The following is a 24,361-nucleotide window of genomic DNA, read 5'->3' as shown; positions in this document are numbered from 1 at the left end:
CAGGGCAGCGACGACCAGCAGGATGCGCCATGCGCGTTTGTGCACATGTCCAGACTAGGTGCCCGAAGTGGTGCTACCGGTCGGCAATTTCGGGTCCCGGCGGGAGGAGCTGAATGGTGGGACGGCCTGCGCCGGCTCCGTCGGGCGTGACGCGGGCAGCGACGCCGTAGACCGACGAGATCAGTTCGGCGGTCAGGACTTCGGCGGGAGTTCCGGCCGCGACGACACGGCCCTGATCGAGCACGACGAGCCGGTCGCAGAACAATGCCGCGAGGGTGAGGTCGTGCAGCGTCACCACCGCCGTCACCGGCAGCGCCCGGATGAGCGCCAACAGCTCGAACTGGTGCCGGATGTCGAGATGGTTGGTGGGTTCGTCGAGCAGCAGCTCGCGGGGCTCCTGCGCGAGCGCCCGGGCGATCTGCACCCGTTGCTGCTCCCCGCCCGACAGCGTCCGCCAATCCCGGTCGCGCATGGCCGTCGTCTCGGTCTGCTCAAGCGCCCGCTCGACGGCGCGATCGTCCGCGTCGGCATTGCCAGACCAGATGCCGCGGTGCGGAATTCGACCCAGCCGGACGATCTGCTCGACGGTCAGGTCCAGGTCGGTGCTGACCTGCTGCTCGACCACGGCAATACGCTGCGCGACGGCCCGCCGCCGGATGTCGGCGAGCGGACGACCGTCGAGCAGCACAGCCCCACCGTCGGCGCGCCGTAGTCCGGCGAGCAGCCGCAGCAGGGACGACTTGCCGGCGCCATTGGGCCCGAGCAGGCCCAGCGTCTCGCCGTCGGCCACCACCACCGACACCCCGTCGATGACGAGCCGTCCGCCGGCCGACCAGCTGACGGATTCCGCAGCAAGCGGCCTCGTCACCGAATCCTCCTGCGGCGGGCCAGAATCCACATGAAGATCGGCACGCCGACGAGTGCGGTCACCACACCGACGGGCAGTTCCTGCGGCGCGAACACCGTGCGGGCCGCAGCGTCGACCCAGACCAGAAAGATGGCGCCGGCGATGGCGGTGACCGGCAGCAGTCGGCGGTGCGACGGCCCGACGATCATCCGCGCCGCGTGCGGTAACACCAGCCCGACGAAACCGATTGCGCCCGCGGCACTCACCAACACGGCCGTCAGCAGCGCCGTCGTCAGCAGCAGGATGATCCGGACCCGCCGCACCGAGACGCCCAGCGCAGCGGCCGCGTCACGACCGAAGGCGAACGCGTCCAACGCATCCGACTGCAGCCAACAGACACCGAGGCAGGCCGCGCAGACGAGGCCGCACATCGCCACCTGATGCCAGCTCGCGCCGCCCAGCGACCCCAGCAACCAGAACAGCACCCCACGGGTTTGTTGCGCGTCGGCCGACGAGAACACCACCATCGCCGTCGTCGCCGAAAAGAGCTGGGTACCAGCGACTCCGGCGAGCACCACCCGGTCCGGTCCGCCGCCGGCGGCCGCCGCGAGGGCCAGCACGACCACGAAGGCGATCACCGCACCCACGAACGCGCCGCCCGACAGCGTCAGCGCGCCACCGATACCCACCACAACGACCAGCACCGCTCCCGTGGACGCGCCGGAGGAGATGCCCAGCATGAACGGGTCGGCCAGTGGGTTGCGCATCAACGACTGCAGGATCGCCCCGCAGATACCCAGGCCCGCCCCACAGATGGCAGCCAACAACGCCCGTGGCAGGCGCAGTTCCCAGACGATGCCGTCATCGATCGGTGCGATGTCCGCCGAGCGGCCCCAAAGATGTTGCGCGACGACCGCATACACGTCGCCGATCCCGAGGTCGGCAGGCCCGATGATCATGGCCGCCGCGATCGACAGCGCCAGCCCGGTCAGGCCGAACATCACCATCCCGGCGGTGCGCACCGCCGTCAGGACTTCCCGCCCAGCCCGAACGAGCGCAGCCCGGCCGCGGCGGTCTCGACTGCGCCGACGTTGCGCAGTGACGGGTCCATCGCACTGCCCGGCAACACGATCCACCGCCGTTCGCGCACGGCCTTCAACTTGCTTGCGGCCGGATCGGTTTCGAGGAACTTGATCTTGGCGGCGACGCTGTCGCCGTCGTCGCCTCGGGTGAGGTCGGCGAGGACGAGCACGTCAGGGTCGCGTTGCAGGATCGCCTCCCACGAAATTTCCGGCCACAGCTGCCGGCTGTCGGCGAACGCGTTGCGCGCCCCGACCGCGGTCGTGATGATGCCGGGCGCCCCGCAGCAGCCCGCGATGTACGGGGTTCTGGTACCGGCGTACCACCACATCAGGGAGACGCCGTCTGCGTCGAGTCCGCTGGTCGCGGTCGCCATCCGCGCACGCAGCGACGAGACCAGTTTGTCGCCGCGCTCGGGCACACCGAATATCTTTGCGATGTCCCCGATTTCGGCGTACATGTCGTCGAGCGTCAACGCGCGCTGCTGTGCGGCATCCTGACCACCGCACTCGCTCGACGACTGGTACGTCGGCACACCGAGGCGCTCGAAGCGATCTCGTGGGGCCACGCCCTGGTCGGTGAACGACCAGTCGAACGTCGCGTAGACGAAGTCGGGCTTCTCCTTCAGCACCCGCTCGAACGACGGGAAATCCCGGCTCAGCACAGGCACTTTGGCGTTGTCGGCGGCGAGGTCGGAGCGCACGGCGTCGCTCCATGATGCGGTGCCGGCCATGCGATCGGCGAGGCCGAGCGACAGCAGCAGTTCGCTGGCCGGCTGGTTGATCGAAACCGCACGCTGCGGCGGCGATTTCACCGTCACCTGACGTCCGCAGTTCTCGAGCGTGACGGGATAGCCGCCGGTGCCGGCAGCAGGGGACTCCACGGCCGGCGGACCGCCGCAGGAGCAGATGAGCGAAACAACCAGTGAGACAAGCACAATGGTGCGGACAAACACGGCGGGGCCTTCCGATCCGGGACTCTGGTCGCGGAGTCCATCCGTGGGGGTCCTCGCGCCGCCAGGCCACGAGAGCCCGAGCCAGCAGGTCTTCGGACTCGGGATCATCCAGCCGGAGCGCCTTCCCAGCCCCCGTGGGGCCAGTGGCCGTTGCTCCGCCTGTCCCCCTCACCGCTGCGCGTCAGTTCCGGGTTCACACCGGATTCCCTGACCCAACCGCGTTGGGTTCGACTGGCTCAAGCGGACCATACCAGCGCCGATAGGGTCACCGCCCTGGCGACTACGGCTCGGCGCGCTTGCCCTTCAGGCCGCGCCAGAAGAGGTTGATCATCAGCTCGGTGGCGTCGTTGACATCGGTGTCGCCGGCGCTGACGCGTGACGCGATGGCCTCACCCGCGCCCACCAGGGCCACGGCCATCATCTCGAAGTCGCTGTCCGGCTCCGGGTTTCGCGTACCAGCACTGAGCAGCCGGGCCACCAGGTCGATGATCTTCTCGCGGCCCTCGCGCACCGTGTGGGCGAAGGCCTGCGAGCTGGTGGCCTGCGTGTAGAGCACGATCCAGGACGCCCGGTTGCGGTCGATGTACGTCATGAACGACAGCACCGCGTTGCGCAGCAGGTCGCGTGGGCTCTGCGCGAAGTTGATGTCGGCCCGGACGGTGTCGACGAAGCGCGTCAGCTCCCGATCCAGGCACGCGGCGAACAGCTCTTCCTTCGAGCCGTAATAGAGGTACAGCATCGGCTTGGAAATCTCGGCTTGCGCGGCGATCGCGTCCATCGAGGTCTCGTGATAGCCGTTCACCGAGAACATCTGCACGGCAGCGTCGAGCATCTGCTGTTCGCGGACGGCCCGCGGCAGCCGCTTCGTTCCTCCTGCCATCGGAACAGGGTAGCCGGACGACGATCAAGCGGTGAGGAACGAGCCGCGTTGAGGAGCGCGGCAATTCGGGCTGGGCAACGCGCAGCTCACTTCACGCATTTGGCGCCCGGCCCCTTCATGGCCGCCACCCGAAGGACCGACTTGTCGACCTGAGCCTGGTCCAGCTGCCCGGCCTGCGCGGCCGCTTCCAGCTTGTCCAGCACGTCGGGAATGCCGTCGGTGGTGATCCACAGGGCGACATCGGCGCCGGCCTGGAGCGCCTTGAGCGCCGCGTCGGCGACGCCGAAATGCTGCGTGATGGCCGCCATGCCGGTCAGATCGTCGGTGAACACCACACCGTCGAACGGCGGGCCGCCGTACTCGCCGCTGCGCAGCAGGTCGTAGGCGGGCTTGCTCAGGCTGGCCGGGTCGTCGCCGAGCGTCAGTCCGGGCACCTGCAGGTGGCCGACCATCACCGCGACGGGCTGCTGCGTCGTCAACGTCCGGTACGGCACCAGGTCGTTGTCCTTCAGCGCCGCCAGCGGCGGGGTCTTCACGCCACCGGTGTGCGAGTCGCCCGAGCCGTGTCCGTGACCGGGGAAGTGCTTGAGCACCGGAACGAGTCCCGCCTCGCGCAGACCCGCGGCATACGCGCCGGCGTACTCGGTCACCTTCTGCGGGTCCGAACCGAAGGAGCGGTCGCCGATCACCTCGTCGTCGGGCTCTTCGGTGACGTCGGCGTCGGGCGCGAAGTCGACGGTGATGCCGAACTTGTCCTTCATCTGCTGCCCGCGGTCCCGCGCGATGGCCTGGACTTCGGCAGGCGTCTTGGTCGTCGCCAGCACCCGCGCCGATTCCTGCGGGCCGATCAGCTTCTTCAGCCGGGACACCCGGCCGCCCTCTTCATCGATGCTGACCGCCAGCGGCAGCGCACCGGACGCGGCCTGCAGTGCCGGGATGCTGCCGTCCGACAGCATGGACAGGTCCGTCCAGCTACCGATGAAGATGCCGCCGACCTGCTGTTCCGTCACGGCGGCACGGGCATCGGCAGCGTCCTTGACGCCCACCATGAGCAACTGGGCCAGCTTCTGCCGCAGCGTCAGGGTGCTCAGCAGAGCGTGCGGATCACACGGCGGGGCGGTCGGGGCGGGCGCGTCCATCGGCTTGCTCGACGCGGCTGTGCTCTTGGCCTGGCTGGACGTGCTGGACGCGGCGGGGTGGTCGGACGACGACGAGCAACCGGCTACCAATCCAGACACCAGTGCGAGCGCGCCAAGGGTTCGGGGCAAGGACATGGGCACCGAGCCTAGCCGCGCGACAGCGGCGCCCGGGTCCCGCGATGACCTGGTAGCGGGCTGGCGAACACGGAAGCGGGCAGGTCGTCATGCTAGTTTGGGCGCCATGGACCGCTTCCTCGTGCCCGCCGGAGCCAGCATCGTGGTCGGTCTGTTGCTCGGCGCCGCAGCGGTCTTCGGCACCACGCTGATGCTGGAGCAGGACACCAAGCCGACGCTGCAATCGGGCGATCCAGCGTCATCGGTGCTCAACCGGGTCGAATACGGCAACCGCAGCTGATCCCGCAGCGCCGCTCTCCCGGCGCTGCCTATGGGTCGTCAGCGCGGCCGCACTGGTCCTGACGTTCGCCCAGTCACCGGGCCGGGTCTCGCCCGACACCAAACTCGATCTCACCGCCAACCCTGCGCGCTTCCTGGCGCGGGCAGCCAACCTGTGGAGCAGCGACCTCCCCTTCGGCCAGTCGCAGAACCAGGCCTACGGCTACCTCTTCCCGCACGGCGCGTTCTTCCTCGCCGGTGACGTCATCGGCCTGCCCGGCTGGGTGATCCAACGACTGTGGTGGGCATTACTGCTGGTCGTCGGCTTCTGGGGGGTCATCAGGGTCGCCGAGGCGCTGGGCATCGGCAGCCGATCCTCTCGGGTGCTTGCCGCTGTGGCGTTCGCCTTGTCGCCGCGCGCGCTGACGACGCTGGGCGCCATCTCGTCCGAGACGCTGCCCATGATGCTGGCGCCGTGGGTGCTGCTGCCGGTGATCCTGGCGCTGCGCGGCGACCCGCGAATCCGGCAGCTCGCGGCCCGCTCGGCGGCCGCCGTCGCACTGATGGGCGCGGTGAACGCCGTCGCCACCCTGACCGGCTGTCTGGCCGCGATCATCTGGTGGGCGGCGCACCGGCCCAACCGCCGCTGGTGGCGCTTCACGGCGTGGTGGTTCGGCTGCACGCTGCTGGCCATCCTGTGGTGGGCGGTGGCGCTGCTGCTGCTCGGCCGGATCAGCCCGCCGTTCCTGGACTTCATCGAATCGTCGGGCGTCACGACCCAGTGGCTGTCGCTGACCGAGGTGCTGCGCGGCACCTACGGCTGGACGGCGTTCGTCGCGACCAACGCGACGGCCGGTTCGTCGTTGGTCACCGGCTCGGTGGCGGTGCTGGCCACGACGCTGGTCGCGGCCGGCGGCCTGGCCGGCCTGGCGATGCGCAGCATGCCGGCCCGGGGCCGGCTCATCTCGATGCTGCTGATCGGCCTACTGCTGCTCGCGGTCGCGTACGCGGGCGGGCTGGGCTCCCCGATCGCGCACCAGGTACGGGCCTTCCTCGACGCCGGCGGCACCCCGCTGCGCAACGTGCACAAGCTCGAACCCATCCTGCGCTTGCCGCTGGCGCTGGGCCTGGCCCACGTGCTGGGCCGGATTCCACTGCCGGGCACCGCACCGCGCCGGGAGTGGATCAACGCGTTCGCCCACCTCGAGCGGGACAAGCGGATGGCTGTCGCGGTGGTGCTGCTGACGGCGCTGGCCGCCGGGACCTCACTGGCATGGACGGGCCGCCTCGCCGCGCCCGGTACCTACCGCGCGATCCCGCAGTACTGGCACCAGACCGCGGACTGGCTCGACGCGCACAACGCCGAGACGCCGGGCCGGGTGCTGGTCGCGCCGGGCGCGCCGTTCGCCAACCAGGTGTGGGGCAACACGCACGACGAGCCGCTGCAGGTACTGGAGCGCGGCGCCTGGGGCGTGCGCGATTCGATTCCGCTGACCCCGCCCGCGACCATCCGCGCCCTGGATTCCGTGCAGCGCCTGTTCGCCACCGGACGACCATCCGCCGGATTGGCCGACACCCTTGCCCGCCAAGGCATCTCGTTCGTCGTCGTGCGCAATGACCTGGACCCCGACAACTCCCGGTCCGCCCGGCCGCTGCTGGTACACCGGGCCATCGAGGGGTCCCGCGGCCTGACGAAGGTGGCCCAGTTCGGCGACCCGGTCGGGCCCGGCCTGCTGGAGGGCTTCGTCTCCGACAGCGGCCTGCGGCCCCGCTACCCCGCGGTCGAGATTTACCGGGTGACCGGCGCCGCCAGCACCCAGCCGTACCTGGCCGACGCCGACACCATGGCCCGCATCGACGGCGGACCCGAATCACTGCTGCGCATCGACGAGCGTCGCCGCCTGATGGGCCGAAACCCGTTGGGCCCCATGATCTTGACCTCCGATGCGCAACGAGCCGGACTCCCGGTGCCCGAGGTGACCGTCACCGACACCCCGCTGGTCCGGGAGACCGACTATGGGCGCGTCGATGACCATTCATCGGCCGTGCGGGCCCCCGACGATCCGCGCCGCACCTACAACCGCGTCATGGATTACCCCAGCCCCGGCGCCACTCCCGCGTACGGCCAGTGGCCGGGCGGACGGATCACCACCTCGAGTTCGTCGTCCGATTCCACCGCGCTGCCCAACGTGTCCACGGCAGCCGGGGCGGCCGCCACCATCGACGGCGACTCTTCGACCAGCTGGGTGTCCAACTCGCTGCAAACCGCTGTGGGGCAATGGCTTCAGGTCGACTTCGACCATCCGGTGACCAACGCGACCGTCACCCTGACGCCCAGTGCGACCGCCGTCGGCGCCCAGGTGCGCCGCGTCGAAGTGGCAACAGCCAACGGCACCAGCACAATTCGCTTCGACCAGCCCGGCAAGCCGCTGGTCGCCGCCCTGCCCTACGGCGAGACCTCGTGGGTCCGGTTCACCGCGATCGGCACCGACGACGGTTCACCGGGCGTGCAGTTCGGCATCACCGACTTCTCCGTGACCCAGTACGACGCGTCCGGCTTCGCCCATGCGGTGAGCCTGCGACACACCGTCGACGTGCCCGGACCTCCCGCCGGATCGGCTGTGGCGCAATGGGATTTGGGTAACGACCAGCTGGGCCGGCCCGGCTGCGCCGAGGGACCGAACGGGGTCCGGTGCGCCGCCACCATGGCCCAGTCGCCCGAAGAGCCCGTGAACATGAGCCGCACCCTCACCGTGCCGGCGCCGATGGCCGTCGTGCCGACGGTGTGGGTGCAGGCGCGGCAGGGTCCGCACCTGGCCGATCTGGTCAGCCAGCCGGGCACCACCCGGGCCACCGGCGACGCCGACGTGATCGACGTCGCAGGTTCGGCCTACGCCGCCACCGACGGCGACCCGCGCACCGCCTGGGTGGCCCCGCAGAGCATCGTGCAGTTCCGCGACGGCGCGAACCTGACCGTGCACCTGCCGGCCCCGACGACTGTCAGCGCCCTGCGCCTGGTGCCGAGCGCCTCCGAGTTGCCGGCCCACCCGACCGTCGTCGCGGTGGACCTGGGCAATGGGCCGCAGGTGCGACGGATCGGCGACGGGCCACAGACCATCAAGCTCGCCCCCGCGAAAACCGACACCATCAAGCTGTCGATCCTGGATTGGCACGACCTGATCGACCGCACCGCACTGGGATTCGACCAGGTGAAGCCGCCCGGCCTGGCCGAGGTCACCGCCCTCGACGAGCGCGGCACACCGATCGCTCCCGCCGACGCGGCCGCGAACCGGCGTCGGGCCATCACGGTGCCGTGTGGCCGCGGCCCGATCGTCGCCATCGCCGGCCAGTTCCTGCAGACCTCGATACACACCACCGTCGGCGCGCTGCTCGACGGTGAGCCCATCGCGGCCCAGCCATGCCAGTCCGCGCCGCTGCAACTGCCCGCCGGGCAACAGGAGTTCCTGATCAACCCGGGTCCCGACTTCACCGTCATCGGCGCCCGGCTGACCGGCCCGCTCGCGGCCCACATCCACAGCGCCCCAACGACTCCCGCGCAGTTGAAGAAGTGGACGTCCGATCACCGCGAAGTACAGGTGACCCCGTCGCCGGTGCAGCGCGTGCTCGTCGTCCCCGAGAGCGTGAACCCGGGCTGGACCGCCCACACTGCCAACGGCGCCATCCTCACCCCGGTGACCATCAACGGCTGGCAGCAGGGCTGGGTGCTGCCGGCCGGTACCGGCGGCATCGTCACGCTGACGTTCGCGCTCAACACCCCCTACCGCATCGGCCTGTTCGGCGGGCTCGCCCTGCTCCCACTGCTGGCGCTGTTGGCGCTGCTACCGATGCGTCGGCCCGTCGATGACGAACCGACACAGACCTGGCAGCCGCGTCCCGCAGTCGTCGGCGTGGCCCTGGCCGGGTTCGGATTCCTGGTGGCCGGATGGGCCGGCCTGGTGACCGTCGCGGCGGCCATCGGCATCCGGTACCTGCTGCGCTCGCGCGAGCAGTGGCTGGACGGGTGGACCGTCATCGCCTCGGCGAGCGGCCTGATCGGCGCGGGGGCGGTGCTCAGTGCGTACCCGTGGCGGTCGGTGGACGGCTACGTCGGGCATTCGCCGTGGGTGCAGTTCCTGGCGCTCATCTCGGTGGCCGCACTCGCGGCGTCACTGTGGGATGCGCCGGCTAACCCACCGCAGCAGGCTCCGGCACGTCCGTGATCGAGCTGTCCCGCGGCGACGGGGCATGCCGGGACTCCCAGCGGCGCAGCAGCTCCCGGCAGGGCGACTCGATCAGCCCGTAGCTGACTGCGGCAATCGCGAACCCGAAAACCCAGGTCAGGATCAGCACGATCGGCATGTGGCCGTTGAACGGGAACTCGCCGATCACCGGGAACACCATGGCCAGCGCCGCCAGGTGCCAGATGAACAGACCGTAGGACCACCGGCCCAACGTCACCATCACGGTGCTGCCCAGGATCCGGTGCGGGGTTCCAGGCGCGTCCAGCACCAGCGGCGCCAACAACGCCCCGGCGACGACGGCGCCCATCGCGGTCTTGACCACGACTTGGCTGACGGTGCCCGGCGCGAGCCCGATGTTGCCGGCCAGCGGCGTCGCCGCGATGACGAACGCCACCCCGGCAATGGCGGCCATGACCCACCGCCGCCGGGCCAGCTGGTGCATCCGGCCGACGGGCATGACCGTCAGCTCCGCCAGCAGCATGCCCGCGGCGAACCAGGAGAACAGCGCCGGCAGCCAGTTCATCTGGTTGACGCCGAACGGCAGGTGCCACGGCAGCGCGGGCCAGGCGAAGCTCGCCACCCCGAGCACCGCGATGGCCGGCACCCGCCAGTCCACCGGCAGTCGGCGGGCCAGCAGCGCCAGCACGGGCAGCACCAGATAGAAGCTGACCTCGACGGCCAGGCTCCACATCTGGGTCAGCCCGGCGGTCAGCGTCAGGGGCACGTAGACCTGGGTCAGCGTGAGGTTCGACAGCCACACCGTGAGATCGGCGTGGGCGTCAGGCAACAGCGCCAGGATCACCACGACGGCCACCACATAACCCGGCATGATCCGGACCACGCGGGACCGCAGGTAGTGGCCCGTCGGCGGCCGGTGCCGCAGCCCTCGCGCGGCGGCCGCGTGCCCCCGCCACAGCAGGAACCCCGACAGCGCGAAGAACACCGCGACCGCCAGGTCGAAACGGGTGAACAACCGGCCGTACCAGCCGCTGCTGTTGGCGGTCTGGAACGCCACGTGAGTCAGCACGACGCCCATGGCGGCGCAGGCCCGCAGGCCCTCGACAGCGGGCAGGAAACTGCGGGTGCCGCTCACCCGAGCGATGTCCGCGGTGTCGTGTCCTTCGTCGCCCACGAACCCAGTGTGCCGGGTGCCCGTACTCGGCGGCGAATCTCACTTCCACCCCGACACCACTATGAGGGTGTGCCTTAGTAAGGGCTGTTAGGGTCAGTCGGGTTGCTGTGTGGCTGGCAGACAAAGTGAGGAGCACGGGTTGAACCGCGCTGTGGGGTTGCGAATCGCAGCATGCGTCTTGATGGGGCTCGGCGCGGCCCTGCTGATTGCTGCTCTGCTGTTGACTACTTATACGTCGGGCAAGATCGCCAAGATTCCGCTCGACATCGACACCACTCTGGTCAGCAACGGCACCGGCACCGCTCTGGACCCGGCGTCGCTGCTGGGCGAGAAGTTCGTCGTCAACAAGAACGTTCCCGTGGTGTTGCAGCGCCAGCTCAGCGTTGAGAACCCGGCGAACGCCGACGTCGTGACGCTGCAGGTCGGCAACACCGTCCGCCGCACCGACAAGCAGCAGGACAACGGCCTCCTGCTGGCGCTCGTCGACACCGTGACGCTCAACCGCACCACCGCCGCCGCGGTGACGGGTGCGGCCGGCTCGGTGCAGAAGCCGCGCACCATCGAGGACCCGAACCCGCCGACCAACGTCGCGCTGCCCCACACCGGACTGAGCTACCGCTTCCCGTTCAGCACGGAGAAGAAGACCTACCAGGTGTTCGACCCGATCGCGCAGAAGGCGTACGACGCCAACTACGAGGGCGAAGAAGACGTCAACGGGCTGTCGGTCTACAAGTTCACCCAGAACGTCGGCTTCGACGCCGACGGCAAGCTGGTCGAGCCGATCAAGTTCTCGTCGCTGTACGACAAGGACGAAGACGGCTCGGTGACCGCCCGGGCCGAGCTGTGGGGCGTGCCGTCCGCCGAGCCCACCGACCCGATCACCATGCAGCGCTACTACGCCGCTGCCCGCACCTTCTGGGTGGACCCGGTCTCCGGCACCATCGTCAAAGAGAAGGACCGCGGCTTCCACTACTACTCGCGCGACGCCCTCAAGCCTGAGGTGACGTTCGCCGACTTCACCGTCACCTCGAACGAGCAGACGGTCGAGTCGCAGGTCGCCGCCGCCCACGACGAGCGCGACAAGCTGGCCCTGTGGAACCGCATCCTGCCCATCACCTTCGGTGGCCTGGGGCTGGTCTTCCTGGTCGGCGGCGCGCTACTGGCCGCGTACAGCCTGCGGTCGCAAGCCGCGTTGATCGATCCCGGCCTGGACGCTGCCGGGCACGGCTTCTTCGGCCGGCGCGATACCGATTCCGGCCCGATGCCCGCCGCCGAGGCCATGACCGAGAAGCTGCCCACTCAGCGGCCGACCGATCTGCCACCGGACCGGATCTGATCGCTTTTCGTCGTGCCCTGCCGGCGCTGTACGCGCTGGGGCTGACGCTCGCTGTCACCGCGCCCCTGCTGGCGCCTGGTTATCTGCTGCTGCGTGACGCGGTTTCCACACCGCGGTCCTACCTGTCCGATGCGGCCCTGGGCTTGTCCGAGGCTGCGCCGCGGGCCTTGCCGCAGGACTTCTTCCTGGCCGTCTTCTCCGGCGTCGTCGACGGCGGCGTGCTGGTCAAGGCGCTGCTGATCCTCGGCCTGTGGTTCGCCGGCTGGGGTGCGGCGCGGTTGGCCGCTGCGGTTCTCGACGTGGGTCTCGGCGGCCAGTTGGTGGCCGTCACCATCGCGGTGTGGAACCCCTACGTCGCCGAGCGGTTGTTGCAGGGGCATTGGAGTCTGCTGGTCGGCTACGGCTGCCTGCCCTGGGTCGCGGTCTCGGCGCTGCGGTTCCGACTACCGCACCTCGTGTTTTGGATCGCGCTGGCCGGGCTGACACCGACCGGGTTGCTGCTGGCGCTGGTCGTGGCCCTGGTGTGTTCGCGGACGTGGCGCGGCGTCGGGGTGGCGCTGGCGGCGTCGATCGGTGCCGCGCTGCCCTGGTTGGTGGCGACGGTGGTGGCCCGCTCGGTGCTGCCGGTGGCCAGCGCCGGGGTGCCGGCGTTCGCGGCGCGGGCGGAGCCTGGCCTCGGCACGCTCGGCAGTCTGGCCGGGCTCGGTGGCATCTGGAACGCCGGTGCGGTGCCGGTGTCCCGGACGACGCTGTTCGCCGTGGCCGGGACAGTGGCGCTGCTGGCTGTGGTGGCCCTCGGTGCGCGGAAGGCGTGGTCCGTGGCGGCGGCCCGGCCGCTGCTGGTGCTCGCGGTCGTCGCGGTGGTGGTGCCCGCGCTGCTGGCGACGGACGCGGGATCGGCGTTCCTCGACTGGCTCATCCGAACCGTTCCCAGCACCGGCGTGCTGCGTGACGGGCAGAAGTGGGTGGCCCTCGCGATGCCCGGCTATGCGCTGGCCGGTGCCGCCGCGGTGACGGCGCTTCGGCGTTGGCTACCACCAGCTTTCGCTGCCGCAGGGTGCTGTGTGGTGGTGTTGGCCGCACTGCCGGACCTGGCCTGGGGCGTCGGCAGTCAGTTGCGGTCGGTGCAGTATCCGGCCGGCTGGTATTCGGTGGCAGCGCAGATCAACTCGGACCCCAAGCCCGTCGCGGTACTACCGCCCGACGTCATCCGCCAGTTCCCGTGGGCCGGGCCGACGCCGGTGCTGGACCCGCTGCCCCGCTGGGTTTCCGCCGATGTGCTGGCGACCGGGGACCTGGTGATCGGGGGACGGACCGTGCCCGGCGAAGGTGCGCGGGCACGGCGGGTACAGGACCTGCTGCTGCGCGGCGCCGACGTGCACCAGTTGGCCGCGGCCGGGGTCGGTTGGGTGGTCGTGGAGGGCGCGGCTCCCACATTGTCGCTACCAATTGCCTACCGGGACAACGACATCACGCTGTATCGGGTAGGTGGGTCGACGCCCGCCGCTTCGGGTCGGCCACTGCTGATCGCCGCGCACCTGGTGTGGCTGGGGATGCTGATCGGCGGGTTGGCCGCGATGGGCATTGCGCGGTGGCGGGGACTCAGTACGCCCCTTCGCCGCGAGCCACCACACTGATCGTCTTCAGGATGATCCCGACGTCGGTGACCATCGACCAGTTGTCGACGTACGAAAGATCAAGGCGCACAGCCTTGTCCCAGGTGAGGTTCGACCGCCCGCTGATCTGCCACAGCCCCGTCACTCCCGGCTTGACGAGGAGCTTGCGCCTGATGTCCCCGTTGTAGGACTCGACCTCCCGACGCAGCGGCGGCCGCGGACCGACCACGCTCATGTCCTGCTTGAGCACGTTGATGAATTGCGGCAGCTCATCGATGCTGTAGCGGCGCAAGACCTTTCCGACCAACGTGACCCGCGGGTCCTCCCGCATCTTGAACATGACGCCGCCGGCCATCTCGTTGGACGGAAGCAGGTCGCCGAGACGGTCTTCCGCGTCGACGACCATGCTGCGGAACTTGATCATGGTGAACGGCTCACCGTCCAGGCCGATGCGTTCCGACCGGTAGAACACCGGGCCACGACTCGTCATCTTGATGGCGACCGCCGCGAGCAGCAGCAGCGGCGCGGTCCCGATCAGCGCCGCCAGCGCAAACCCGAAGTCGAACGCTTTCTTCAGGAAACTCTTGGCGCCCTGGTACTGCGGCTTCTCCACGTGCAGCAGCGGCATGCCGGCCACCGGCCGCATCGCGAGTCGCGCTCCCGCCACGTCGAGCAGGCCGGGCGACACCACCAGGTCGACGTCGGAGGCCTCGAGACGCCAGGTGAGCCGCTGGATTCCGGCCACCCCGAAATGTTCTGCGTCGGTCAGTGCCACGGTGTCAGCGGCGCATCGGTCGCCGAGCGCGCCGAGGGCGTCGTTCTCGTCGCCGAAGATCGGGATCACCCGATCGCCGATCCTGATGACGTCACCGCGCGCGTCCGGATCGCCCGGGATACCCGCGCCGACCACCACGTAACCGTCGCCGGGATCGTTCATGAGTTCGGTGGCCAGCACGGCGATCGCGTCCCGATCACCAATGGCGAGAACGGATGTCAGGCAATCGCCCGCCTGCCGGCGCGCACGAACCCGGCGCCGCCACACCTTGCGCCCGATCAACAGTCCGATCGTGCCCAACGGGAATGCGATGGCCAGGTAGCCGCGCGCGATCTCGAGCCGCGCGAGCAAGGCCACGATCGCGATCACCCCGAACGTCCAGAAGGATGCGGCGACAACACGGCGGTACTCTTCGATGCCGCAGCCGAGGATCGAGGCGGAACGGGCGCGGTGCAAGGTCAGGACGCCCAGCCACAGGCACGCCAGCACCAGCGAGTACGCGGTGTAGAGCATGGAGGCCGACGGGCCGTAGCCCGCTCCGCCGAATCGGGCCCATTGCGCGAACAACATGGCGAGGACGATCGTCACGGCGTCGGTGATCAGCACCCGACGCGCGTAGTACGGCTGCCACACCACGCGGGAATTCGAGATGCGCGTGAGTCCGAATGTCGAGAGCGTCATCGGCAACTCCACATGTTCAACTCCTCAGACCCGGTGGTACATCGATGGAGCGGGGATATCCAATTACATTGAATGAGAACGGAGTTCGAACGCACTACATCACCGGGCCCAGTTGCCTGGATCCGCTAATCAGGAGGGACACCCGAAAGCCGGAAATCCGCGAGCGGCCCTCATTGCTATTAAATTTGACCTTGGCGTCAGTTTATGCGTCATGGTCGCGTCCAACAGCAAAACGACGGATTTGAATCGTCGTTGCGAAGAATTTCTGAAAGCGGGCTTGCTGCCCGCCTGCCGCGTCGTCGCGGCAGCGGTGAACCGTCAGACGATCCCGTTGACGAACTGGCCGTCCCGGACCGCTTCGGCAACCGTCAGCATCGCGGAAGCGCTTTGCGGCCACGAGAATTCGGCGGCCCGGACCTGAGCCTTGACGCCCAGTTGGGCGCGCAGGACATCGTCGGTCAACAGGGTCTCGAGCGCGGTGACCAGGCCGCGGTGGTCGTCGACCAGCAGGCCCGTCACACCGTCGACGATGGAGTCGGTCAGGCCACCCGACGACCGGTAGCCGACCGTCGGCACGCCGTGCTGCGCGGCCTCGATGACGGCCAGCGCCCAGCCTTCCTTGCGCGACGGCAGTGCGTGCACCCAAGCTTGTTGCAGCACTTCGTGTTTGGTGATCTCGTCAACGTGGCCGTGGAAGGTCACCGCGGAGCTGATGCCGAGCCTGCGCGCGTGCGCGACCAGCCGCTCGTCCCACCAGCCGCCACCGACGACGTCGAGGCGCAGCCCCGGCACCACCGGCGCCAGCAGGGCGACCGCGTCGAGCACGTCCTCGATCTGCTTGTGCGGCACCAGTCGCGACAGCACCACGATGCGGGGCTCGGCGGCCCGAGGCAGCGCCAGGGACGCCGCGGGAGCGAGGTCGACCCCGTTGCGGACGACGGCGATCCGCGAAGCGTCGACCCCCAGATCCACCAAGTCCCGGGCCGACGGCAGCGACACCGTCACGTATTGGTTGTCCCGATGCAGCCGGGGCGAGAGCCGCGATTCCACGAACCAGCCAAACTTGCTCATCAACCGTCCGGCAACCGGCCACTGGTCGCGGTGGCAGTGGTGCACCAGCACCATGGCCCGCCGGCCGTAGGCCAGCCGGGCCAAAAACGGAATGCCGTTCTGTGAATCGATCACCACGTCGGGCCGCACGCCACGCAGCGGACCCACGCCGACCCGCGCCAGCACCATGGCCAACCCGGCCCAGATGTACACGGAAAGGCGGCCGCCGCCGCGACTGATCCGGACGCCGTCGACGACCTCGGTGCGCGATGCCCCGCGATACCGGGCGGTCCGCAGCGTCACTCGCACTCCGGACTCGGCCAGCTGGGCGCCGATGCGCTGCAGATACGTCTCGCTGCCGCCGCCCTGGGGGTGGCCCGTGTCGCGCCAGCAGAGCAGCAGCACCGACCGGATCTCGTCAGGAGATCCAGCAGGCTGCTGGGGGTGGTCTGGCATCGAATGCAGGGTACCGGTCAGTAGGGTTGCGGAGTGAATCGCTGGGCAGCCAAAGGACTGGTCACCACCCGCAGGCGAGCCACCCTCGCCCGCTCGATCCGACTGCTCGGTGAGTTCCGATTCGAGCAGAGCGACCCGGCCCGCTTCTACGGCGCCCTCGCCCGAGACACCGTCGCTCTGGTGGACGGTCTGTGGCGCGACCTCAACGGAACCGCACCCGAGGGCGCAACCGTGCTCGACGTCGGCGGCGGTCCCGGCTACTTCGCCACCGAATTCTCCGGCGCCGGAATGACGTACATCGGCGTCGAGCCTGACCCGCGGGAGATGCACGCCGGCCCCGCCGCCCAACCGGACGGCGCCGGCACCTTCGTGCGCGCGTCGGGCATGGCGCTGCCCTTCGCCGACGGCAGTGTCGACGTCTGCCTGTCGTCGAACGTCGCCGAACATGTCCGCGAACCCTGGCTGATGGGCCGGGAGATGCTGCGGGTCACGCGGCCGGGCGGGCTGGTGATCTTGTCGTACACGGTGTGGCTGGGCCCCTTCGGCGGCCACGAGATGGGGCTGACGCACTACCTCGGTGGCCGGCGGGCCGCGGAGATGTACACCCGCAAACACGGTCACCGGCCGAAGAACGACTACGGGTCGTCGTTGTTCGCGGTATCGGCGGCAGCTGGACTGGAGTGGGCACGCAGCACCGGAGCGCTGGTCGCCGCATTCCCCCGCTACCACCCCCAATGGGCCTGGCGTGCGACTTCTGTACCGGTGTTACAGGAGTTCTTGACGAGTAACCTGGTGTTGGTGCTCAAGCCCAGCTGAGCGACCTAATTGGAACATGTTCTCGTTTCGCTGAAAACTGGGTAATGTGACGCCCATGACACAGAGCACGGCATTCAAAACCGAGTGGGACCAGCTGTTCATCGGCGGTCAGTGGACCGCACCCTCGACGTCGGACGTCATCGAGGTGCACTCCCCGGCCACCGGCGAGCTCGTCGGCAAGGTGCCGCTGGCCGCCAAGGCCGACGTGGATGCCGCGTGTGCCGCCGCCCGCAAGGCGTTCGACGAGGGCCCCTGGCCCAAGATGACGCCGGCCGAGCGCGCCGCGGTGATCGCCGAGGCGTCGCGCATCATGACCGAGCGCGCTGACGAGCTGAAGTTCCTGCTCTCCGCCGAGACCGGCCAGCCGCCGAGCATCGTCGACATGATGCAGTACGGCGCGGCGATGTCGTCGTTCAACTACTACGCCGGCGCTGCCGACAAGTTCCAGTGGAGCGACATCCGCGACGGCATCTACGGCCAGACGCTGGTGACCCGCGAGCCCATCGGCGTCGTCGCCGCCGTCGCCGCGTGGAACGTGCCGTTCTTCCTGGCCGCCAACAAGCTGGGCCCGGCGCTGCTGGCCGGCTGCACCGTCGTGCTCAAGCCCGCCGCCGAGACGCCCCTGTCGGTGTTCGCCATGGCCCAGGCCTTCGCCGAGGCCGGCCTGCCCGAGGGCGTGCTGTCCGTCGTGCCGGGTGGCCCGGACACCGGGCGCGCGCTGACCGCCAACCCGGAGATCGACAAGTTCACCTTCACCGGCAGCTCGGCTGTCGGCAAGGAGATCGGCAAGGTCGCCGCCGAGCGGCTCAAGCCCTGCACCCTGGAACTGGGCGGCAAGTCCGCGGCGATCATCCTCGAGGATGCCGATCTGGACTCCACCCTCCCGATGCTGCTGTTCTCCGGCCTGATGAACACCGGCCAGGCCTGCGTCGGCCAGACCCGCATCCTGGCCCCGCGGTCGCGGTACGACGAGGTCGTCGAGAAGGTGGCCGCGGGCGCGGCCGCCATGCAGGTCGGCCTGCCCGACAACCCGGCCGCCATGATCGGCCCGCTGATCAGCGAGAAGCAGCGCGAGCGGGTCGAGAGCTACATCAAGAAGGGTGTCGAAGAGGGCGCGCGCATCGCCACCGGCGGCGGCCGTCCCGAGGGCCTGGATTCCGGGTGGTTCGTGCAGCCGACGGTGTTCGCCGACGTCGACAACTCGATGACCATCGCCCAGGAAGAGATCTTCGGCCCGGTGCTGGCGATCATCCCCTTCGACACCGAAGAGGAAGCCATCCGGATCGCCAACGACTCCGACTACGGCCTGGCCGGCAGCGTCTACACCACCGACGTGCCCAAGGCCATGAAGATCGCCGCACAGATTCGCACCGGCACCTACGCGGTCAACATGTACGCGTTCGATCCGGGCGCTCCGTTCGGCGGCTACAAGAACTCGGGCATCGGCCGCGAGAACGGCCCCGAGGGCATCGAGGCCTACTGCCAGGCCAAGAGCGTGCTCATGCCGTTCGGCTACACCCCGGCGTAATTCCGCCTTCGTCCGGATGGCCGCCCGCGCCGTTGTCCTTCACCCCTCGGGGGACTCGGCCGGGTGGCCATTCGGCTTTTCAGCACGGGTGTTTTATCCCAGGCGAACCCCAGTAATCGCTGATACCGTCACGCCCGTTCGAAGGTCGTTGGCAAACAATCTGGGAGGCAACCCATGGCAGTTTCTGTAGATCTCGAGAAGTCGCTCGACAAGGCCTACGAGGACAAGTCCCTCAATGACATCCTCGACGCATCGCCCGCCGCGCTCGCCGGGGTCAGTGATTCCGACGCCGAGCACCTCGCCGCGGCGTTCAACATCAAGACCGTGCGCCAGCTCGGTGCCAACAAGTACTTCGCCGTGGCCGCCGCGCTCGTCGCGCTGGAGAACGCCGGCTGAGTCCGGCAACCGTGCCGCCGAGCGGGCGCCGGGTCTGCAAAGACCCGGCGCCCGTTGACGTTTCAGAGATGTTGACGGTGCGCTGCCGGGCGCTTCACCGACGTATCTGCGCACACAGCCGGTCCCAGGTACCCGACGCAATGTCGTGTCGAGTCTGCTCAGAAAGGTCGGCCTCGTCGAGAAATGCGCGCGCGACGCCGCCGTCGGTGGGGACGTATGGGTAGTCGGCCGCGAACATGATGCGGTCGCTGCCGACCACGTCGAGTGCCCAACCCAGATACCGCTGACTGAATACTCCTCCCGGTGTGAGGAAGGCGTTGTTCGTCACGTACTCGGTGATGCTGCGCTGAAGCCCCGCTGTCGCGGCGATGTTGTCTACGCGATCCAGGAAGAACGGCAACATTTCACCCCAGTGCCCCAGGATCACCTGCAAATTGGGGAACCGGTCGAAGACACCGGCCAACACGAGTCGCAGGAATTGCAGGCCGGCGTCGTAATGCCAACCGATGCCGTAGGTGGACAGAGCGAGATCGACCGGGTTTCCGAAGCCGCTGTAGCACGCCTGGCGAACCGCGGCCGGCGGGCTCTGCGGATGCAGGTACAGCGGCGCCTGCAGCGCTTCAGCGGCTTCGAAGACCGGCCAAAATCGCTGGTGATCAATCGGTTCGTCACGCACTCGGCTGAACACCAGTGCTCCGTGGAATCCGAGATGCCGGACTGCGCGTTCGAGTTCCGCTGCAGCGTCTTCCGGCCGTTGCGGAGCCAGGGTTGCAAATCCCTGTAGGCGCGCAGGGTTGCACTTCACCGCTTCGGCGACTTGATCGTTGACCGCGATCTGCAGTGCGGCCGCCTCGGCCGGTTCCAGGTCGAACAAGCCGGGTGTCGTGAGCGACAGCACCTGGACGTCGACGCCCGCGCCGTCCATGATCGCCAGGCGCTCCTCATCGAGGAATGCCAGCCGGCGACCGATCTCGGGCGTGGGGGCCAAGTCCACCATCGGGTCTCGCCACCGGGCGTCGACCCGGTCCCATGCCGCGACAACTTCCGCGGTCACGTAGTGCTCCTCCAGCGCAACAATCTTCATCTTTCCCTCACTGTCAGCCGACATATAGAAACGACGCACTGCGAACCGCGTCGGGTGGCGTGTGCGCCAGGCGCACCGAATTTGATGTCAGCCGCACGGACCCAGCCAAGTCCCGCGGTTCGCCCCCTTCGACGACGCTAGAACCTCAACCGAGGTTGAAGTCAAGGGTCGCCCGCAGCACCTCGATCTGGGCGAAGCGGACATGGTGCGGTCGAAGGCGTTGCGCTTCTCAGGCCGGCCCAGGTCCATCACCACAACATGCCCGTTCGAGCGTGACGGTCTGCGGATCGAGATCGGTCGTCATGCGAGCAGTGAACTCCCGATCACACAATTATGTAATTAACCATAGTTTGGAGGAAACGCAGACCCCGCAGCGCCCGAAATCCCGGACAGCTGTGACCTGGAATACATTCTTTGGTCCGATGTGTTGGGCGTTTTATGCTGAGCCCCATATCGAGGAGGGCAGCATGTGGGTGGTCGAGGTCAACGTGAAAGGCCATCGCTTCACGCATACCGTCCTGGGCGCCAACGAACGGCTGCGTGAAGCAGCTCGCGGGGTACAGGACCGGATGACGCAGTTTCGGAACCGGGTCACGCATTGAGCGCGGCAGCGCCTGCCATCAAGACGGTCAACAAGCGCGGCGCCACCCGGGAACGGATGGTGCGCAGCGCCGCCGCCGTACTGCGTGAGCGCGGCGCCGCCGGCCTGACCATCGACGAGGTACTGGTCCGCAGCGGCGCACCGCGCGGGTCGGTCTACCACCACTTTCCCGAGGGCCGCAGCCAGCTGCTGATCGAAGCACTGCAGTTCGCCGGCGACGCGATCGCCGCCCACATCGACGGCTCCGCGGCGTACGGCGGCATCGCACTCGTGCGCGGATTCGTCACCTTCTGGGACCAGATTCTGGCCGACAGCGACTTCACCGCGGGGTGCCCGGTGGTCGCCGCCGCGGTCGGGTCGGGCGACGAAGCGCCGACATTGACCCCCATCGCCGCCGAGATCTTCGACCGGTGGCGCACCGCGCTCGGACACTCCTTCACCGCCGAGGGATTCAGCGATTCCGACGCGTCGGCCCTGGCTGTCACCTGCCTGGCCGCGCTGGAAGGCGCGGTGGTGTTGAGCCGGTCGTCGCAGAGCGTCGCTCCGCTGCACGACGTCGCTACTCAACTCGAATTCCTCATCAAGGCAAAGGCTTTCGTCAAGAACAACGGCCTGCCCACCGCCGGCAGCTAGCCGTCCGCGCGAGCCCAGCGTGCACAGACGAAGTCCCCGTTGACCGCGGACTCGAGCAAGCGCCATTCCGAGCGCACCGGCAATACGGGTGCGCCGGCACCCAGGGAACACGGCGCATAGGACACCACCAGTTCGTCGACCAGGCCGGCCGTCACGAACTGCGCTGCGACGTCCCCGCCGCCGACGATCCAGACGTCACGCTCGCCGGCCGTCTCGACCAGCGCCGGATGCAGCTGCGCGACATCGCCGCTGACCGGGCACACGGGGTGCCCCTCGACGACGACGTCCGGCCGCGACGTGAGCACCCACGTCGGTTGGGGGTACGGCCAGTCACCTGGTTCGTTCTCGACGATCCACCGGTACGTCGTCGACCCCAGGACCAGGGCACCCACCGACTGCTCGAAGGCTTTGTAGCCGAACGGTCCGTCGACGTCGATGTCACGCGAGAGCAGCCAGTCCAGGCTGCCGGCAGAATCGACGATGAAGCCGTCCAAGCTCGATGCGGTGTAGTAAATGGTCGCCATCGCTCCGAGTATGCCGCGAGGCACCGACAATCCGAGGCGCCCCGATTACTGTTGCCGGATGGACGATTTCGACGCCCTCCGCGCCGACGACGGCGACCTGTCCGAACTGCGTGCGGACCTGCGCCGGTTCCTGGCCCAGGACGCAAAGGAGTTCGGCTGGGAACCCGGCGTCGACTGCTGGCTGTCGAAGTGGGACGCCGACTTCAGCATGCGGCTGGCGGCAGCCGGCTTCGTCGGCCTCACCATCCCGGTCGAGTACGGCGGCCACGGCCGCAGCCACATGCACCGATACGTGGTCACGGAAGAACTGCTCGCCCACGGCGCACCGGTGGCCGCGCACTGGATCGCCGACCGGCAGGTGGCACCGGCCCTGCTGACTTACGGCAGCGAAGATCAGCGGCGCCGACTGCTCCCCCGAATCGCTTCCGGTACTTTGTATTCCGCGATCGGCATGAGCGAGCACGAGGCCGGTTCCGACCTCGCCGCGGTCGCCACGAAGGCCACCCGCACCAACGCCGGCTGGCTGCTGAACGGCAGCAAGGTGTGGACCAGCGGCGCACACCTGGCACACCAGATCGTGGTGCTGGCCCGCACCAGCCCCCTGGACCCCAAGCATCGGCACGCGGGATTCAGCCAGTTCATCGTGCCCACCGACGCCCCGGGCGTCACCATCGAGCCGATCGTCCAGATGAACGGCGAACACCATTTCAACGAGGTGCTGTTCGACGACGTCGCGCTGACCGACGCCGATCTGCTCGGCACCGTCGGCGCGGGCTGGCACCAGGTGACCTCGGAACTGGGTTTCGAGCGCAGCGGACCGGAGCGCTTCCTGTCCACGGCCACATTGCTTTTCGCACTCATCGAGGCGCTGCGGGACGACCCCCGTGCGGACATCGGCGATCTGCTGACACGGATGATCTCGCTGCGTCAGCTCTCCATCTCGGTCGCCCGCGCGTTGACCGCCGGCCAGGACGCCGCCGTCCCCGCCGCGCTGGTCAAAGACCTGGGTACCCGATTCGAGCAGGACTCCGTGGAGATCGCCGCGGAGCTGCTGGACCGGTACGACGGTCCCGACCGTCCGCGGCTGCAGGCGATGCTGGACACCGCTCGGGTGCATGCGCCGCTGTTCACCCTGCGCGGCGGCACCAATGAGGTGCTGCGCGGCATCGTCGCCAAGAACTGGACCAAACAGGCTGCCGCCAAACAGCATTCGGATGAGTTGGCCGAACTGCGCGAACTGGCCGACCAGATCGGGCAGTCCGCACAGCCCGCCCGCACCCTGCCGCTGACCTTCGACGACGCCCTGTGGCGCACCGCCGAGACCTCCGGCCTCACCCGGTTGAGCAGCGACGCCGACGCCGGTCCCGCCGCGACGGCCGTCGTGCTGGGCACCTTGGCGCGGCACGCCGCTGCGGTGCCGATCGCCGAAACCGACGTGCTGGCAACGTGGTTGGCGGCAGAGGCCGGTCTCGCGGTGCCGGATTCCGGGCCCCTGACCCTGGCGGTCGATCAGGTCGCCACCTGGCCGCAGTGCGGGCCGGTGCTGGTGACCAAACGCGGACCGGACGCCCTGTACGTCGCACTGCGCGACTCACCGACGCCCATCAACGGTGGACACAATCTCGCCGGGGAGCCCCGGGCCACCATCGAATTCGACACCGCGGCAAGTGATGTCGTACAGCTGCCGCTGACGGTCGCCGACGAATTGACCGTCCGCGGCGCCTGGTGCCGCAGCGTCCAGATCGTCGGCGCACTCGATGCCGCCGCCGAGCTGACCGTCGCGCACACCGAAACACGGGTGCAGTTCGGCCGGCCGCTCGCCGCCTTCCAGGCGGTGCAGCACTCACTGGCCTCGTTGCTCGGCGAGATCGAACGGGCCAGGGCGGCAACCACTCTGGCTGTCACCGCAGCCGCGCAGTACGGCTTCGGTGACGATCGCACCGGCTACGCCACGACCGTGGCCAAGATCGCCGTCGGCCGGGCCGTCGCCCCGGTGACGACCATCGCCCACCAGTTGCACGGCGCCATCGGCACCACCGCGGAACATCCGTTGTGGCGAGCGACCCTGCGGGCCCGTAGTTGGGCCGACGAGTTCGGCAGCACCAGTTGGCACGCCCGCAGGCTCGCGGCCCGCACCGCGACGACCGATCCGTGGGATGTGACGGTGGGCCGCTTCTGAAAGTCGTTGTGACCTAGGT

20 protein-coding genes, 1 pseudogene and 1 riboswitch are annotated in these 24,361 nt (G+C 68.9%); of the genes and pseudogenes, 11 read left to right on the top strand and 10 right to left on the bottom strand.

Annotated features, from left to right (window positions below; genetic code table 11):
- Positions 1–73: 73 nt before the first annotated feature.
- From AC1U2B_RS24325 to AC1U2B_RS24305, 5 genes are all read right to left on the bottom strand, one after another.
- Positions 74–868 (bottom strand): ABC transporter ATP-binding protein, encoded by a 795-nt coding sequence (locus AC1U2B_RS24325; protein WP_480218786.1) that lies wholly within the window; start codon positions 866–868, stop codon positions 74–76.
- Entirely contained in the window at positions 865–1,854 is a 990-nt protein-coding gene (locus tag AC1U2B_RS24320; protein ID WP_480218856.1) for a FecCD family ABC transporter permease, read from the bottom strand. The genes AC1U2B_RS24325 and AC1U2B_RS24320 overlap by 4 nt, the downstream gene beginning before the upstream one ends.
- A 20-nt stretch (positions 1,855–1,874) precedes the next feature.
- On the bottom strand, positions 1,875–2,882 hold the full coding sequence (locus tag AC1U2B_RS24315) for an ABC transporter substrate-binding protein (protein WP_480218785.1): 1,008 nt from the start codon (positions 2,880–2,882) through the stop codon (positions 1,875–1,877).
- A gap of 66 nt (positions 2,883–2,948) precedes the next feature.
- Positions 2,949–3,133, bottom strand: a riboswitch (cobalamin riboswitch).
- Between the two features lie 29 nt (positions 3,134–3,162).
- Positions 3,163–3,762 carry a TetR/AcrR family transcriptional regulator gene (locus tag AC1U2B_RS24310; RefSeq protein ID WP_043391090.1) on the bottom strand — a complete coding sequence of 200 codons (600 nt, stop codon included), beginning with the start codon at positions 3,760–3,762 and terminating at the stop codon, positions 3,163–3,165.
- An 86-nt stretch (positions 3,763–3,848) separates the two neighbouring features.
- A complete protein-coding gene (locus AC1U2B_RS24305; protein WP_260934332.1) occupies positions 3,849–5,036 on the bottom strand; it encodes a glycoside hydrolase family 3 N-terminal domain-containing protein in 1,188 nt (395 codons plus the stop codon).
- Positions 5,037–5,142: 106 nt separating this feature from the next.
- On the opposite strand from AC1U2B_RS24305, the gene AC1U2B_RS24300 reads away from it, so the two are divergent.
- Together AC1U2B_RS24300 and AC1U2B_RS24295 are read left to right on the top strand one after the other, a co-directional pair.
- Complete coding sequence (locus tag AC1U2B_RS24300) at positions 5,143–5,316, top strand: DUF2613 domain-containing protein (protein WP_020103457.1); 174 nt, start codon at positions 5,143–5,145, stop codon at positions 5,314–5,316.
- Positions 5,317–5,368: 52 nt separating this feature from the next.
- Positions 5,369–9,514, top strand: a complete 4,146-nt coding sequence (locus tag AC1U2B_RS24295) for an alpha-(1->3)-arabinofuranosyltransferase domain-containing protein (RefSeq protein ID WP_480218855.1) — start codon at positions 5,369–5,371, stop codon at positions 9,512–9,514.
- On the opposite strand, the gene AC1U2B_RS24290 is transcribed toward AC1U2B_RS24295, so the two are convergent.
- Entirely contained in the window at positions 9,480–10,667 is a 1,188-nt protein-coding gene (locus AC1U2B_RS24290; protein ID WP_043391095.1) for an acyltransferase family protein, read from the bottom strand. The two genes, AC1U2B_RS24295 and AC1U2B_RS24290, sit on opposite strands and share 35 nt — an antisense overlap.
- A gap of 139 nt (positions 10,668–10,806) precedes the next feature.
- Between AC1U2B_RS24290 and pgfA the strand changes: the two genes are divergently transcribed.
- Together pgfA and AC1U2B_RS24280 are read left to right on the top strand one after the other, a co-directional pair.
- Complete coding sequence (gene pgfA / locus AC1U2B_RS24285; RefSeq protein ID WP_043391098.1) at positions 10,807–12,003, top strand: cell envelope lipid trafficking protein PgfA; 1,197 nt, start codon at positions 10,807–10,809, stop codon at positions 12,001–12,003.
- Positions 12,000–13,640, top strand: coding sequence for an MmpA family trehalose lipid delivery protein (locus AC1U2B_RS24280; protein WP_480218854.1), 1,641 nt, complete (start codon positions 12,000–12,002; stop codon positions 13,638–13,640). Before pgfA ends, AC1U2B_RS24280 begins: the two co-directional genes overlap by 4 nt.
- Here the strand turns inward: AC1U2B_RS24280 and AC1U2B_RS24275 are convergent.
- Positions 13,606–15,075, bottom strand: a complete 1,470-nt coding sequence (locus AC1U2B_RS24275; RefSeq protein WP_480218784.1) for a sugar transferase — start codon at positions 15,073–15,075, stop codon at positions 13,606–13,608. The genes AC1U2B_RS24280 and AC1U2B_RS24275 overlap by 35 nt on opposite strands.
- A gap of 318 nt (positions 15,076–15,393) precedes the next feature.
- Positions 15,394–16,581, bottom strand: coding sequence for a glycosyltransferase family 4 protein (locus AC1U2B_RS24270; RefSeq protein WP_480218783.1), 1,188 nt, complete (start codon positions 16,579–16,581; stop codon positions 15,394–15,396).
- A 57-nt stretch (positions 16,582–16,638) separates the two neighbouring features.
- On the opposite strand from AC1U2B_RS24270, the gene AC1U2B_RS24265 reads away from it, so the two are divergent.
- From AC1U2B_RS24265 to AC1U2B_RS24255, 3 genes are all read left to right on the top strand, one after another.
- Entirely contained in the window at positions 16,639–17,397 is a 759-nt protein-coding gene (locus tag AC1U2B_RS24265) for a class I SAM-dependent methyltransferase (protein ID WP_480218853.1), read from the top strand.
- A gap of 55 nt (positions 17,398–17,452) precedes the next feature.
- Positions 17,453–18,925 carry an aldehyde dehydrogenase gene (locus AC1U2B_RS24260; RefSeq protein WP_480218782.1) on the top strand — a complete coding sequence of 491 codons (1,473 nt, stop codon included), beginning with the start codon at positions 17,453–17,455 and terminating at the stop codon, positions 18,923–18,925.
- 174 nt (positions 18,926–19,099) lie between these two features.
- The gene (locus AC1U2B_RS24255; RefSeq protein ID WP_480218781.1) at positions 19,100–19,321 is read left to right on the top strand and encodes a hypothetical protein; all 222 of its coding nucleotides are present in this window, start codon (positions 19,100–19,102) and stop codon (positions 19,319–19,321) included.
- Positions 19,322–19,415: 94 nt separating this feature from the next.
- On the opposite strand, the gene AC1U2B_RS24250 is transcribed toward AC1U2B_RS24255, so the two are convergent.
- Positions 19,416–20,405, bottom strand: coding sequence for an amidohydrolase family protein (locus AC1U2B_RS24250; RefSeq protein WP_480218780.1), 990 nt, complete (start codon positions 20,403–20,405; stop codon positions 19,416–19,418).
- A gap of 467 nt (positions 20,406–20,872) precedes the next feature.
- Here AC1U2B_RS24250 and AC1U2B_RS24245 point away from each other — a divergent pair, with 467 nt between their 5' ends.
- The gene (locus tag AC1U2B_RS24245; protein ID WP_260934362.1) at positions 20,873–21,007 is read left to right on the top strand and encodes a hypothetical protein; all 135 of its coding nucleotides are present in this window, start codon (positions 20,873–20,875) and stop codon (positions 21,005–21,007) included.
- Between the two features lie 56 nt (positions 21,008–21,063).
- Positions 21,064–21,639 carry a TetR/AcrR family transcriptional regulator gene (locus tag AC1U2B_RS24240; protein WP_043985663.1) on the top strand — a complete coding sequence of 192 codons (576 nt, stop codon included), beginning with the start codon at positions 21,064–21,066 and terminating at the stop codon, positions 21,637–21,639.
- Here the strand turns inward: AC1U2B_RS24240 and AC1U2B_RS24235 are convergent.
- The gene (locus AC1U2B_RS24235; protein WP_480218779.1) at positions 21,636–22,163 is read right to left on the bottom strand and encodes a dihydrofolate reductase family protein; all 528 of its coding nucleotides are present in this window, start codon (positions 22,161–22,163) and stop codon (positions 21,636–21,638) included. The genes AC1U2B_RS24240 and AC1U2B_RS24235 overlap by 4 nt on opposite strands.
- Positions 22,164–22,221: 58 nt before the next feature.
- Here AC1U2B_RS24235 and AC1U2B_RS24230 point away from each other — a divergent pair.
- A pseudogene (locus tag AC1U2B_RS24230) lies at positions 22,222–23,340 on the top strand (acyl-CoA dehydrogenase family protein); the annotation flags it as partial.
- A complete protein-coding gene (locus tag AC1U2B_RS24225; protein ID WP_480218852.1) occupies positions 23,317–24,342 on the top strand; it encodes an acyl-CoA dehydrogenase family protein in 1,026 nt (341 codons plus the stop codon). The pseudogene AC1U2B_RS24230 and the gene AC1U2B_RS24225, both read left to right, overlap by 24 nt.
- The last annotated feature ends 19 nt before the right edge of the window (positions 24,343–24,361 follow it).

The sequence above is a fragment of the Mycolicibacterium sp. P4_G11 genome, from assembly GCF_056555145.1.
The sequence above is the reverse complement of the archived record's forward strand: the minus strand, read 5'-3'. Positions and strand labels throughout refer to the sequence as shown.